Below are 15018 nucleotides of genomic sequence, written 5' to 3' on the forward strand. Positions count from 1 at the left end.
ATTTTCGACTAGCGCATTAGCAATAAGCAAACTTGTTTAAAGTAAAATTAGGGGGCTAAAGGTTTTATTTTTATAAAATCTTTAGAAAAGAGGTAGATTAATGTATCTACCTCTTTTCTATTATTTTTTTAGAAATACTCCAGCTATTATATTAGCTATATCTTTAATTATATCTAATCGATTAATTAGATCTTCTTTTACAACAAGTGCTTCGGCTGTAGTTTCTATAGCTACATCACTTATGTCTTTTACATTATCAGTTATGTCACTTAAATTTTTAAAGGTATTATCCAAATTACTTTTATTATCTACTAGAGTTTTATTAAGGTTGTCCAATAATGCTAAAACTTTTCTTAATGTTATAATTAAGTAAATAATAGCAATAACTATCGAAATTGTTATAATACCTAAAAGGAGAGTATTAGGATTAATTTCTATAATCATATATATACCTCACTTATGTAACTAAATAGTTTTTTCAGAATCATTAGCTTCTTCATTAGATACAGGTGTAGTGATATCTTTGATTACACATTGTTCATCTAATGAGTCCTCAGTAGACTTCTTCTCTTTAAGATATTTAGAAATTTTTTCTTTAGTTTCATTAGTCTTAGAAATAAAATTTTCTTTAGTTTGAGAAGTTTTATTTTTTAGTGTTTCTCTAGTTTCTTTACCAGATTTAGGGGCTAGAAGTATTCCACTAGCAAGACCTGCTAAAATACCAGCAGTTGCTCCAATAGCTATATTTTTAGTAGTTTTAGCTTTTTGTTTTTTTTGTTTTTCTCTTTTCTTTTCTTCTATCAGTTTTGATAAATTCATTTAATTACCTCCAATTTGTACAATATAATGAAATTATACGGTTAATTATGCTTTTTTACAATATGATTAATGGATATTTATAAATTTATAACACAAATAAAAAACTTTATATTAATCTTTAAATAATGTACAATATAAATAAATAAAAATACCATATTCTATATTAGGAGGGATGACGGTGAAAATTAAGAAAACTACAATTGCTTTTTTGTTATTATCAGTAATTTTATTATTTGCAATTGTTGTTTCAGTCTATTTTATATTGGGAAGTACTTCACGGGAAATAAAAGTAACTAAAGAATTTATTGAAGTTCTTCAAAGTGAAAATGCTATTGATAATAGTGTAAATGCTAATAAAATGGAGTATAAGCCTCTAAAAACAGAGTTAAATAATAATTCTAATATTAAATACACAGTAGCTACAGGAAATTATGGAGTAGATTTGGATAAGGATTATAATGTTATAGGATTTTCAAAAAAAGAAATAAAACAAGTAAATTCTAGATCAATAGCTATAAAAGAAGAGATGGCAATAACTTTAGCAGAGAAATATATAAAGTCTATTTCTAATGAAGAAGTAAAATTGAAAGAAATTAGAAAACCAGATGACGATATGGTTCAATTTTATACAGTTGTATTTTATAAATTTAAAGATGGATATCCATATTACGATTATGAAATAGTTGCAAAAATAAATAAAATAACAGGAGAATTAGACGGATATTCTAATAGTTTTTTAAATGATATTAAACACACTTCTGATATAAATATAAAATATGATAAAGCTAATGAAATAGCTAATGAATATTTTTCTAAGCTGAATATTAAGGTAAATATAAAGCAAGAGCCTTTACTAGCGTATGTAAAAACAAAAGATGATAATAGAAGCGAATTAGCTTATATATTTACAGTAGAAATAAATAGCAAAGAGATCTTAGGTAAAAAAAATAAACTTTTTATTAGTGCTAATTCTGGAGAAGTAATTAGTATAGGTAATGATGAAGTAGAAAAGAAAGAAGTTAGATAAAAAAGAGCTTTGATTAATCAAAGCTCTTTTTTGTTATTTCCATTCTTCAACTTCATCTCCTAATTCAGGAATAGATGAAGATTTAAATATTGGATCTTTTCCTTCTTTTCTTTGTTTATTATAGTCAGCTAATGCTTTAAATGCTATTTTACCAAGAAGTAGTATAGCTATTAGATTTATTATAGCCATAAGTCCCATAAATACATCAGCTAAATTCCAAACTATATCCATACTAACTAATGAACCAAAGAATACCATTAAACCAACAGATAATCTATAAACTAAAACATATATTTTTTTATCTGTTATAAATGAAATATTTGCTTCACCGTAATAGTAATTTCCAACTATTGAACTGAAGGCAAATAGTAATATACAAATTGATACAAATATTCCTCCAAAAGGACCTAATTGTGAAGTAAGTGCCATTTGAGTAAGTTGGATACCTTTTACAGAACCATCAAGTGGTACACCAGATAGAAGAATAATAAATGCTGTACAGCTACAAATTATAATTGTATCAGTAAATACTCCTAATGTTTGAATTAAACCTTGTTTAACTGGATGTGATACAGTTGCAGTAGCGGCAGCATTAGGCGCAGATCCCATACCAGCTTCATTAGAGAATAATCCTCTTTTAACACCTTGTAATAAAACAGGATTTCCTTTTTTAATAATTTGTAATAAAGCAGCACCAAGACTACCACCAACTGCTTGGTTTATACCAAATGCATTATCGAAAATCATTTTTAAAACTCCAGGTAGTTCAGAGAAGTTTATTACTACTATAAATAAAGCAACAGCTATATATGCAACAGCCATTATTGGAACAAGAATACTAGAAACATTTGCGATTCTGTTAACTCCACCAAATATTATAATAACTGTTAATAAAGTAAGTATTATACCTAGAACTGATCTATTAAATCCAAAAGACTCATTTAATGCAAGAGTTATAGTGTTTGCTTGTACAGAGTTAAATACAAGTCCAAATGTTATAGTTATAAGTATTGCAAATAATACACCCATCCATCTCTTTTTAAGTCCTTTTTCCATATAATAAGCAGGACCACCTCTAAATGAGTTACCATCTTTTACTTTATAAATTTGAGCTAAAGTAGATTCAATAAAACTAGATGAAGCTCCAATTAATGCAATAAGCCACATCCAAAATATTGCTCCAGGACCACCTATTGCAAGTGCAGTAGCTATACCAGCTAAATTACCCGTACCAACTCTTGAAGCAGTACTAATACAAAAGGCCTGGAATGATGAAACAGAGTGTTCGTGTTCTTTTGAACTTCCTTCACCTAAAAGTTTAAACATTTCTTTAATATTTGTAAATTGAACAAATTTTGTTTTAAAAGTAAAATATATTCCACTAACGATTAACATGGCAATTAAGATATAAGTCCATAGGAAATCATTAATATTTAAAATTAATTTATTTATCAATTCCATTCTTTCTCCCCCTTAAAATTTATCTAAATATTACTTATTAAATAACTTATTTACTATAGATATTTTATAATAGTATTTGAAAATATGCAAGAAAAAAAATCATTTAATTCATAAAAATATTTTTTTATGGTAAAAATCCCTATATATTAGTGTATTATAAGGGAATGATGAAGTGATAACTGACAACTTATTCAAAAAAATAGGTGATATATTAATACTTTTTTTATAATAATTCTTATGGAAATAAAAAAAGAGCTAGAATTTTCTAGCTCTTTTTGTTTAAAACATTAAATTACATAAAGTTCTTAATGACATTAATGGATTAGTATTAACGACATTAGTATTTCTTTGGTTATTTCCATTGTTATTATTATTGTTGTTGTTGTTGTTGTTACTGTCGTTATTGGAATTATTATTGTTACTATCGTTATTACTGTCACTATTAGAATTATTACTATTACTATTATTGTTATTTCCGTTAGTATTAGAATTATTATTGTTACTATTATTGTTATTATTAGGTTTTTCTTGAGGAGTTTGTACTTCTGCTTTTGTATCATCTTTTTCAGTTGGTAATATATATTGATAGTCTGCTGTTCCTGAATAAGGTCTCTCTTTTCTTATAAATACTCTATTCTCAATTAATCCTTTTGGTGTATTTTCAGTAGCTAATTTATTATTGTTTCTATTTACTTTGGCTGTAACATGAACATCACATACACCAGTAGGTTCTGTACCTTCTATAAATAATTCATTATGGACTCTAGAACCCCTTTGGTCTCTTGTGCAAAGATCAGTAGGTTTTTTACCAGAATCTTTACAAACAGACACACTTATAATTCCATCAGGTCTTGATGAAATTTCTTTAGGCTCTAATCCTTCATGTATAGGTGCCATAACTTTACCCCATAATGATGCGGCAGATGAACTATAGCTAGCACCACCCATAGGTCTATGGTTATCATATCCTATCCAAACAGCTCCTGAATAGTAAGGAGTAAGACCCTCAAATAAAAAGTCTGTTACATGTTCAGTAGTACCAGTTTTACCTATTACAGGTATATCACTAAATTTTGCGTTAGCTCCATCGAAAGTAAGAGGTCCTTTTAATAACTCTTGCATAATATAGGCAGCTTGAGGGGAAAATACTTGAGTCTGTTTTGGTTCAGATTCTAATATAACTTTTCCCGTAGCATCAACAACTTTGGTGTATAGTCGAGGTTCAGTATATATACCATTATTACCAAATGTACCAAATGCAGATGATAAAATGTAAGAATTACCACCCTCGTTAGAATCATTAGATTCACCTAAAGCTAAAGTTGATAAAGTGGTATTTTCATCATAAACTAAACCAAGTTTTTTTGCATAAGCTAAACCAGTTTTTGTTCCAATTGTATGTTCTACTATAACAGTAGGTACATTTTTAGATAATGCAAGTGATTCACGTGGAGTAATTAAACCATCAAATTTAAAGTTCCAGTTATTTGGACTGTATCCACCATATTGATCACCAATTGAAGATGGCAATGGAGCATCATCTATAACTGTTGCAGCTGTAAATTGCTTAGTATCGATAGCAGGACCATAAACAGTTAAAGGCTTAGTTGTAGATCCAATGGATCGTAATATATCGTAAGCTCTATTAGTTGATCTTGCAGGCTGCTTACCTCTACCACCTACTAATGCTTTAACTTCACCGGTTCTATAGTCTGTTATTACTGCAGAGGCTTGAAGTAAAGGAACATTATTTTCATCAAAATCCTCAGGGTTTGCGTATTGATCAATAGAAAGATTTTCTCTTTGATCTAATATTGCTTGAGTAGAATCTTGAATTTTTCTGTCCATAGTAGTATATATTTTTAAACCACCATTAACCATAAGTTTTGAAATTTCTTCATCAGTATACTTATACTTTTCCTTTAAATCACGTTTAACTTGATCTACAGCTGGGTAAGCAAACCATTCATAATTTAATGAATAATCAGCTTCAGATTGAGAGAAAGCAAATTTATTGTTATCTACAAATGCATATGCATCATCGTATTCTTCTGTAGTTATATATTTTAAATCCCTCATTTTCATAAGAACAGCTTTTGTTCTATTAAGATATCTGTCAGGATTTTCTTTATTTTCAGGGTTATATGGACTATAAGATGTTGGAGCTTGTGTAAGGCCAGCAATAAATGCACATTCAGGAAGTGTTAAATCTTTTGCTGGTTTTTCAAAGTAATAACGAGAAGCAGCTTCTACACCATAAACTAATCCTCCTAAAGGAATAGTATTAAGGTATGCTTCTAAAATTTGATCTTTAGAAAGTTTTGATTCAAGCTTTAAAGAAAGATAAATTTCTTTAACTTTTCTTTCTATAGTAGTTTCGTTAGTTAAAACAGTATTTTTAATAAGTTGCTGAGTAAGAGTTGAAGCACCGTGAAGGCCACCTCTACCAGTAACTATATAGACTACATCTCTATAAAGAGCGCCTAATATTCTTTTAATATCAATACCTTTATGTTCATAAAATCGCTCATCTTCTATTGCAACATAAGCATTTCTTAGATTTTCTGGCATATTTTCAAACTTAATAATATATCGTTCTTCTTCAGTTGGAAGATTATCGATATATTCTCCATTATTATCGTAAAGCATTGAAGGTTGACTTAAATTTAATATTGAATTGACGTCAAGTGGCGGAGCACTTTTTATAATTGCAAAAATATAGCCTAATCCTATAACAGAAAATAATAGAAGGACTATTAGCATTCCTAAAAAAATCCTTTTAAAAATTTTTTTATATTTAGATTGGCTTTTTTTGCTATTATTTTTTTTGTTTGTTTTATTTTTAGCTTGGCTTATATCATGTTTAGAATCGTTTTTGTTAGCCATCGGTTCCTCCCTCATAAATCTATATTTAGTAAATTAAAATAAATATTATAGAATATTATAGCATATTTATATAAAGAGTAAAATAATAACTCTAAAAGGTGAATATGAACTATTATACAAAAAAATCAAAAAAACATATTGAAATAAGGCATAAAAAGTTTATAGTGGTTATTATTGCCATATTTTTTCTTTTTAATTCTTTACTATATTTTTTCGGTAAAAGCATTCTACCAGCTGTAATAAAAATAGCAGAAATGGAGATGAAAAGGGAAGCCACAGATATAATTAATGAAACAGCCCTTGATATTTATTCCAAAGAATTTAATTATGATGAAGCTATGATAATAGAGAAGGATAAAGAAGAGAATATTACAATGGTAAGGGCGGATACTGTAAAGCTAAATGCTCTTTCTTCTAGATTAATTTTGGAGAGTAATAGGAGATTAGAAAATTTAGAAACGCTAGGAGTAGAAATTCCAATTGGATATATGACTAATAATTCAGTAATTCATAACTTAGGACCGAAGATAAATATAAAGATGGAGCAGGTAGGAAATATAACAAGTAGTTATGAATCTGTATTTGAAAGTGCTGGTATAAACCAAACAAGACATAAAATATATTTAAATGTAAAATTAAATATGAGAGTAATAATACCTTTAAATAGCCAGGAGATAGAAATTATATCTCAAATACCTATAGCAGAAACTATAATAGTTGGTAAAATACCTAATACAGCAATTGAATTTAATAAACCTTAAGAAGTAAAGTATAATAAAAAGCAGCTAATAAAGTATTAGTTGCTTTTTATTAATAAAATTATGTGAATTTCAAGTTAGCTTTCCCAGTTAAACACATAAGGAACATTTCTATAAAAACTTTCATAATCTAATCCATAACCAACTACAAATAAATCTTCTATTTCAAAACAGCAGTAGTCTGGTGTAAGATTTACTTTTCTTCTTGAAGGTTTATCTAATAATACGCAAGTTTTAACTGAGTTTGCACCACGGCTTTTAACATAATTTATAACAAAATCCATAGTATATCCTGTATCCATTATATCATCAACTATTAATACGTCCCAACCTTCTATATTATCAGGGATATCGTTAACAACTTTAACCTCACCAGTACTATGTTCACCATGACCATAGCTAGAAGTTGTCATAAAACCAACTTTAGCTTTACAATCTAATGCTCTAAACAAATCAGCACCAAATACAAAGCTTCCTCTAAGTAGAGGTAGAACATAAAGTTTCTTATTTTTATATTCTTCAGTTATAATTTTTCCAAGTTCAGATATTCTAGTTTTTATTTGTTCTTCTGTAAAAAGTATGTTACGTTTTTTATTTTCCATATCCATGATTGACCCTCCAAAATCTAGTATTTTAAAGCATAATGCCGTATTTACAATATTTAATTAATAGTATAAAATTATATGAAAGTTGTCAAGTATATATAGTAGACCAAAATAAAGAAAATGAGGTATGTAATAAATGATATATGGAAATATAGAGGGCGTTAAAAAGTGCTTTTTAGATGAACTTGAAAATCTTTATAGAGTTAGAGTTCTTAAAGATGAAGTTTTTAGTATTGAAATTTTAGAAACGATAACACGTGTATCTACTATTTTAGAAAGAGAAATAAGTGTTGGAGTAGATAGAAGAGGAAAAGTGGTTTCAGTTGCTATTGGAGATTCAACTTCAGTTGAAATAGCGATGATTGATATAAAGGAAAAAAGATTATCAGGAGTAAGAATTATACATACACACCCAAATGGAATATGTAATTTCTCAGCTCTAGATTTAACAGCATTATTAAAGTTAAAATTAGATGCTATAGTTGCAATTGGTATTTATAGCGGAAAAGTAATAGATTGTTCTTTAGGTATGCTAACAATAACTGACGATATGTTAGATTATGAGGAAAAGGATAATCTTTCAGTTAATGAAATTCTTTCAATAAATATTTTGGATAAAATTCAATATATAGAAAGCTTAATAAAAGAAAAAGATGTAGTAGAAGAGGATGAAGAGAAGGCTATATTAGTAGGCTCTGATACTAAAGAAAGTTTAGAAGAATTAAAAGAACTTACAAAAGCTTGTGATATACCTGTTTTAGATATGATTTTTCAAAGCAGAAGTAAAATAGATCCAGCTTTTTATATAGGAAAAGGAAAGGTTTTAGAAATAGCGCATTTAAGGCAAACTGAACGAGCAAACCTTATTATTTTTGATGATGAGCTTTCAGGTTCACAAGTTAGAAATTTAGAAGCTGCTCTAGGAGCTAAAGTTATTGATAGAACAACATTAATATTAGAGATATTTGCAAGAAGAGCGAGAAGTAAGGAAGCTAAAATTCAAGTAGAATTGGCGCAACTTAAATATAGATTAGGTAGATTACAAGGGCTTGGAACAGTGCTTTCAAGAACTGGTGGAGGCATTGGAACCAGGGGGCCAGGAGAGAAAAAGCTTGAAACAGATAGAAGGCATATAAGAGAAACTATATATGATTTAAACGCAGAGCTTAAGAAGATAAAAAAAATAAGAGAAACTCAAAGAGAAAAGAGGAATAAGGAGAGTATTCCTAAAGTGTCATTAGTAGGGTACACTAATGCAGGTAAATCTACTTTAAGAAATAAACTTTGTGAAATAGCAGCTCAAAAGGAATCAAAAGAAAAGGAAAAGGTCTTTGAAGCGGATATGTTATTTGCAACATTAGATATTACAACTAGAGCTATTTTACTATCTAATAAGGGAGTAGTAACTCTTACAGATACAGTTGGGTTTGTAAGAAAACTACCACATGATTTAGTAGAAGCTTTTAAGTCCACTCTTGAAGAGGTTATATATTCAGATTTACTTTGTCATGTAGTGGATGTTTCTTCTAATTATGCTTTAGAACAAATAAAAGCTGTAGAAGATGTATTATCAGAGCTTGGAGCTAAGGATAAAGATACCATTTTAGTTTTAAATAAAATAGATAAAGCAACAGATGAACAACTAGATGTTATAAAAGATGCTGTAAAAGAATATAAAACAATAGAAATATCAGCTAAGGAAGGATTAAATTTAGAAGAGCTTTTAAAACTTATAGAAGAAAAACTTCCTTATAAAATGAAAAAATGTGAATATTTAATTCCGTATAGTAGAAGTGATATAAATTCATATCTTCATAGAAATGGAAGAGTTTTTGAGGAAGATTACAGAGATGAAGGAACTTATATGGTTGTTGAGGTAGATGATGAAACTTTTAATAAATCAAGTGAATTTATAATAAATGAAATAAAATAAAAATATAATATAAAAAGTACTTTATGGGGTTGATTAAGTGGGGAAAAAGCATAGAGATCCTGATTCAACACAAGGTGATGAGAATATTGTTGTAGAACAAAATATTCAATCCGTTGAAGGTGAGAATATAGCTCAAGGTTTTAATAATAATTCTGAAAAAAATGCTAACACCACATCAGAAAGTACTGCAGGACAAGGGACATCTAATGCTAATAACACTACAACAGGAAGTACTACAGGAAAGAGCACATCAAATGATAGCACGACTCCTCAAGGAAAGACTTTAAATGAAAGGTTTAATAATATGTCTACATTAGTAGATAGGGTAAATGCCTTTCAAAATAATATAGCTTCTTTAAATGTTGGCGGAGATGATGAAAGGATATTTTATGATAGAAAAATAAGGCCGTTGTTAGATGAAATGTTTTTTTTATCACAATCAGCTCAATCAATGGCTATAGCATCACAAAATATGCAATCTATAGCATTTGCTAAAAAGAAGCAAATTAAGCTACCCGTAGATTTAAGTTATGAAATAGTTAAAGAGATATATTGTATGTTTGAAATTTTAAAAAAGAGAAATTCTATATATAGAAGAATAATAGAAGACGATTTGGAAAGGTGTAATATGCCTTTTGATAATTGTTATGAATCAAGTTTTTTAGATTTAGATGAAGAGTGTTTTAAAGATATGAAGAACTATTATAATAATTTTTACTGCGATGAAGATTAGACTTCAACGCAGTTTTTTTATATAATGATTGTTATAGTACAATTTAAAGGGGAGTAGGATTAAAATGGCAAAAGCAATAATTGATTATCAAAAAGCATTTAAGGAAATTACTAATGTGTTAACTAAAAATGAAAATATATTATCTATATTTGTATTTGGAAGTATGGTTTCAGGAGATTTATGGGAAGAGTCAGATATAGATTTATTTGTTTTATGTAAAGATGAGTTTGATAAAGTTAGAGATGTATATTTAGAGTCGTTATCAATTCCTATTCATATTAAATTTTTAAGTAAAGAATCATTTATTAATATATATAATGAATCTAGCCAGAAAAGAGTGTTAAAAGATACACTATTGTCTTCAAAGTTAATATACTCAAAAGATAAAGATATAGACGTTATATATACTGATATAAAGTATTTAACATTTAAGGACAAGGAAATATGGAATTTAGTGTATCTAGGTAAATTACTTAAGGATATTGGAATTTGTAAGAAATATTTACATACTGGAGGGTTATATACTTGCTATGAAATATTGATAAGAGTTTTCGATAGTTATTCAAAATTATATTTAAACATGAATGGGCTTGTTGTAAGTAAAGATTCATTAACTATGGCTTGTAATTTAAATGATTCATTTAATGAAAAGGTAAAAGATGTACTATTTAAAGAGTTTGATATAAATCATATAAATGAGGCTTTAAAATATATAGAAACATATGTAGATTTAAATTTAAAAGTAGCAGCAAAAGTCTTAATTGAATTTCTAGAAAATGAAAATAGAGCTTTAAGTTCATATGAAATAAAAAATTCTACAATATTTAAAAATTTTGATATAAAGATAGAAAACATATTAAAAAAATTATATAAAAATAATATGGTTTCAAAAGATGTTAGAGATTTTAAAGATCCTTTTGAAAATTTATTAACAGAAGAAAATGTGTATTCATATAAAGAATTTTAAAATTAGTAAAGAGGTAAGAAATGGGGATTGATTTTAATGTTTTATTTGAAGAGGAGATACCAAAATATATTCAAATATCAAATCATATAAAAAAACTTATAGATAATAAGGAAATACAAGATGGAGAAAAGTTACCAACTATAAGAAAGCTATCTCTAGAGTTAGGGGTTAACAATGTAACAATAGTAAATGCATATAAAAAGTTAAAAAATGACGGATATGCATATCAAAAGGTTGGATCAGGGACATATGCAAAAAGAAAAGATATACTTCCCATTTTTAATAGAGAATATAATAGGTGTTTTAAGAAGTTAAATGAAAAGGAATTAAATAATATTATAGATTTTTCAGGAGAAACCTCTACAGAGGTATATTTTCCAATTAATAAATTTAAAGATGTTATGAATAGAGTTTTAGATAGGGATGGAGCAAATGCGCTAATAATGAAGGAACCACTGGGCTATGAAGAATTAAGAAAAACAATTAATAATTCTTTTTGGAATAATTCTTTAAATTTAGATAATATATTAGTTGTTTCAGGAGCTCAACAAGGTATAGATATAGCCTCAAAAGCAATTCTTAATATAAATGATAATGTTATAGTAGAAAAACCAACTTATGGAGGGGCTTTATCAGTATTTAAGTGGAGAAGAGCCAATATATTTGAAGTTAATCTTGATAAAGATGGCATAAATGTAAAAGAGTTTGAAGAAATCCTAAAGAAAAATAAAATTAGATGTTTTTATACAATGAGTTATTTTCATAACCCAACTGGTATAAGCTGTAGCAGAGAAAAGAAAATAAAGTTATTAGAACTTGCAGAAAAATATGACTTTTATATTATAGAAGATGATTATTTATCAGAACTAATATATGAAGATGGACATGTTCATGAGCCTTTAAAAAAATTAGATAAAAATGATAGGGTTGTTTATATAAAAAGTTTCTCTAAGATATTTTTACCAGGAATAAGACTTGGATATATAATAACACCGGAGTGCTTTAGAGAAAGTATTCAGAACTCTAAAATAAGTACAGATATAGCAACATCTAGTTTAATGCAAAGAGCATTAGAGTTATATATAAAAGATGGATTTTGGAAAGGTCATATTAATTTTCAAAAAGAAGAGTATAAAAAGAAGTACTTATTAATGAAAAAATTAATAGAAGAAAATTTAAGTGATAAAGTAAAATTTATAGATCCAAAAGGTGGATTAAATTTTTATTTAGAGCTTAAGGATAAAAAATATACATCTAAGGGATTATTTTATTTATTGAAAGAAAAAGGTATTTATATAACTCCTGGAGTAATATTTTTTAGATATCCAAGTGATGGGGCTTATACATTTAGAATAGGGTTTTCACAAGTAGATGAAGAAAAAATAATAAAAGGTATAAAAATTATTAGGGAGGAATTAAAGTAATGTCTTATATAACAATAAGAGACTTTGGAGAAGATAGATTTATAGAAAAAAAATCAGAGTTTATAGGATATGCTAAAAGGTGTGAAACAGAAGAAGAAGCTAAGGCATTTGTTTCAGAAATAAAGAATATGCATAAGCAAGCAAGACATAATTGTTGGGCCTATATTATTGGTGAAAATATGGGTACTCAAAGATATAGTGACGATGGAGAACCACAAGGAACAGCAGGAATTCCTATATTAGAAGTTATGAAGAAAAGTGATATTACAGATTGTGCTGTAGTTGTAACAAGATATTTCGGAGGAGTATTATTAGGGGCTGGTGGTCTTACTAGAGCATATACTAAAGGTGCAGCAATTGCTTTAAAAGCAGGTGGTGTTGTTGAAAAAGTGTTAGGTGTTAAATTAAGTAGTACTATGGATTATGATATGCTGGGAAAAATACAATATATTTGTGGCCAAAATAACTGGTATATTGAAGATGTGGAATATTCAGACAAAGTTAAAGTTAATATATTAGCTGAATTAACTAGTGTTAATGAAATGGAAAGTAAATTTGTAGAGGTTACAAATGGAAAGATAGAAAATGTTAAATCAGATGAAGAAATTTATTTTAAAGAAGAAAATAGACTATTTAAATGTATATAATAAAGGAAAAAATGATACATAATAGCTATAATTGTAAAGTTTAAGTAATTGTGTTATAATTTTTGCTAGACATAGTCTATAAATATAAAATTTTAAATTAAATGTTGGGAGGAATAGTAAATGTCAGGACATTCAAAATGGCATAATATCCAAAATAAAAAAGGAAAAGCAGACGCAAAAAGAGGTAAAATTTTTACTAAAATAGGTAAAGAATTAGTAATTGCAGTTAAAAATGGAGGGCCTATACCTGACAATAACCCAAAGCTAAGAGATGTAATAGCTAAAGCAAAGGCAGCAAATATGCCTAATGATACAATACAAAGATCTATAAAGAAGGCTTCTGGGGAACTTGCAAGTGTGAACTACGAAAAAATAGTATATGAAGGTTATGGTCCATCAGGAGTTGCTGTTATTGTAGAAACATTAACAGATAACAAAAATAGATCAGCAGGAAATGTAAGAAGTGCATTTACAAAAGGTGGCGGAAATATGGGAGCTGCAGGTTGTGTAGGATTCATGTTCCAAGAAAAAGGCGAAATAGTTATAGAAAGAGAAGATCAAGATGAAGATGAATTAATGATGATGGCATTAGATGCAGGAGCAGAAGACTTTGCTGCAGAAGATGAAGTATTTATTATAACAACATCACCTGAAGATTTTAGTTCAGTAAGAGAAGCTTTAGAATCAGAAGGTATAGAATTCTTAGAAGCAGAAGTTAAGATGATACCAGATACTTATACAGAGATTGGTGAAGACGATGCTAAAAAGTTCCAAAAGATGTTAAATCTTTTAGATGATGATGATGATGTTCAAGAAGTTTGGCATAATGCTGAATCAGAATTCTTAGATTAGTATAAATGTACTGTGAATATTTAATAATTTAAGAGTTTTTATATAGGATAAAAATTAATATAAATGTGAAACAGAATTATTATATATTGATTTCTGTATATCATATAAGAGGAGGGACTATTTTCATAGTCCCTTTTATTTTAAAGATTAATAATATCTTTTTGCGACCATTCTTGTAAACCCGTAATCAATAATTACAGGTCGTCCATTAATTACTCCCCAACTACTTTTTTTAAATAAATCAGCCCATAATAAATTGTATTTTTGGTGAATATACTGCAATTTTGTTGAGTTAACAAGATCTTTATTACAGCTAGCATTAAAATATTTTAGTACCCATGAAAAGGTATTTACTGTATTGGCTTTTTCCATTATTATAAAATAAAAATTATCTGAAGCATATATAACTTTTGCAAATAACTCGGAATAATCAGAAGATGATATTATATACTCGGCTCTATTTTGAGCAGTTCCGGCTTTATTTCTTGCTACTTTAATGACATAACCATTTCTTAAGTCAAATACTTGTCGGCTAGAACCTGAACCAATATATCTATAATTTCCTCTTCTTATATTTAAAATAATTTGATTGACTTCGCTAACAACCATTTAAAACACCTGCTTTTAATAAGATAATTAAAGCTGTTAATTAAACTCCACATTATTATATATTATTCTTTAAGTAACCTATTGGTTCATGGTTAAAATTATTTTTAATACTAAAATTAAATTGGACTTCTTTTTTATAATTAGTTATTTAAAACGTAATATATGAAAAAATTAAGAAATTTATAATATATAAAATATGTAAAAAATATTTAAATTATGTTAATTTAAAATTTACATAATAATAATAATAGTTTAATAAAGCTTAAAAGTTATAAATAAAAATTATATGTTTATATA

Annotated in this window: 14 protein-coding genes; 8 read left to right on the top strand and 6 right to left on the bottom strand. The window is 27.6% G+C overall.

The genetic code is table 11. From position 1 onward, the window contains the following. Positions 1-120: 120 nt before the first annotated feature. Together CP523_RS13995 and CP523_RS14000 are read right to left on the bottom strand one after the other, a co-directional pair. Positions 121-444, bottom strand: coding sequence for a hypothetical protein (locus CP523_RS13995; protein ID WP_120140968.1), 324 nt, complete (start codon positions 442-444; stop codon positions 121-123). 21 nt (positions 445-465) lie between these two features. Continuing rightward, on the bottom strand, positions 466-819 hold the full coding sequence (locus CP523_RS14000; protein ID WP_120140969.1) for a YtxH domain-containing protein: 354 nt from the start codon (positions 817-819) through the stop codon (positions 466-468). A gap of 178 nt (positions 820-997) precedes the next feature. Here CP523_RS14000 and CP523_RS14005 point away from each other — a divergent pair, with 178 nt between their 5' ends. Continuing rightward, positions 998-1846, top strand: a complete 849-nt coding sequence (locus CP523_RS14005) for a hypothetical protein (protein WP_066678824.1) — start codon at positions 998-1000, stop codon at positions 1844-1846. A gap of 33 nt (positions 1847-1879) precedes the next feature. Here CP523_RS14005 and CP523_RS14010 read toward each other — a convergent pair whose 3' ends face one another. Together CP523_RS14010 and CP523_RS14015 are read right to left on the bottom strand one after the other, a co-directional pair. Continuing rightward, positions 1880-3307, bottom strand: coding sequence for an alanine/glycine:cation symporter family protein (locus tag CP523_RS14010; protein ID WP_120140970.1), 1428 nt, complete (start codon positions 3305-3307; stop codon positions 1880-1882). A 279-nt stretch (positions 3308-3586) separates the two neighbouring features. Continuing rightward, the gene (locus tag CP523_RS14015; protein WP_066678632.1) at positions 3587-6193 is read right to left on the bottom strand and encodes a transglycosylase domain-containing protein; all 2607 of its coding nucleotides are present in this window, start codon (positions 6191-6193) and stop codon (positions 3587-3589) included. Positions 6194-6297: 104 nt separating this feature from the next. Between CP523_RS14015 and yunB the strand changes: the two genes are divergently transcribed. Continuing rightward, the gene (gene yunB / locus CP523_RS14020; RefSeq protein WP_066678633.1) at positions 6298-6954 is read left to right on the top strand and encodes a sporulation protein YunB; all 657 of its coding nucleotides are present in this window, start codon (positions 6298-6300) and stop codon (positions 6952-6954) included. 74 nt (positions 6955-7028) lie between these two features. Here yunB and hpt read toward each other — a convergent pair whose 3' ends face one another. Continuing rightward, entirely contained in the window at positions 7029-7553 is a 525-nt protein-coding gene (gene hpt / locus CP523_RS14025; RefSeq protein ID WP_066678655.1) for a hypoxanthine phosphoribosyltransferase, read from the bottom strand. Between the two features lie 139 nt (positions 7554-7692). Between hpt and hflX the strand changes: the two genes are divergently transcribed. The 6 genes from hflX to CP523_RS14055 all read left to right on the top strand — a co-directional run bounded on the left by hflX (position 7693) and on the right by CP523_RS14055 (position 14112). Continuing rightward, on the top strand, positions 7693-9489 hold the full coding sequence (gene hflX / locus CP523_RS14030) for a GTPase HflX (RefSeq protein WP_066678635.1): 1797 nt from the start codon (positions 7693-7695) through the stop codon (positions 9487-9489). 37 nt (positions 9490-9526) lie between these two features. Then, positions 9527-10222: a hypothetical protein gene (locus CP523_RS14035; protein ID WP_066678637.1), complete on the top strand. Its 696-nt coding sequence runs from the start codon at positions 9527-9529 to the stop codon at positions 10220-10222. A gap of 64 nt (positions 10223-10286) precedes the next feature. Beyond that, the gene (locus tag CP523_RS14040) at positions 10287-11189 is read left to right on the top strand and encodes a nucleotidyltransferase domain-containing protein (RefSeq protein WP_066678639.1); all 903 of its coding nucleotides are present in this window, start codon (positions 10287-10289) and stop codon (positions 11187-11189) included. Between the two features lie 20 nt (positions 11190-11209). Further along, entirely contained in the window at positions 11210-12613 is a 1404-nt protein-coding gene (gene pdxR / locus CP523_RS14045; RefSeq protein ID WP_066678641.1) for a MocR-like pyridoxine biosynthesis transcription factor PdxR, read from the top strand. Then, positions 12613-13260: a YigZ family protein gene (locus tag CP523_RS14050; RefSeq protein WP_066678643.1), complete on the top strand. Its 648-nt coding sequence runs from the start codon at positions 12613-12615 to the stop codon at positions 13258-13260. Before pdxR ends, CP523_RS14050 begins: the two co-directional genes overlap by 1 nt. Before the next feature lie 120 nt (positions 13261-13380). Further along, entirely contained in the window at positions 13381-14112 is a 732-nt protein-coding gene (locus CP523_RS14055) for a YebC/PmpR family DNA-binding transcriptional regulator (protein ID WP_066678645.1), read from the top strand. A gap of 147 nt (positions 14113-14259) precedes the next feature. Here the strand turns inward: CP523_RS14055 and CP523_RS14060 are convergent, their stop codons facing one another. After that, complete coding sequence (locus CP523_RS14060) at positions 14260-14721, bottom strand: hypothetical protein (protein WP_066678647.1); 462 nt, start codon at positions 14719-14721, stop codon at positions 14260-14262. Positions 14722-15018: the final 297 nt, after the last annotated feature.

Source organism: Clostridium septicum (genome assembly GCF_003606265.1).
In the GTDB taxonomy this organism is placed as follows: domain Bacteria; phylum Bacillota; class Clostridia; order Clostridiales; family Clostridiaceae; genus Clostridium; species Clostridium septicum.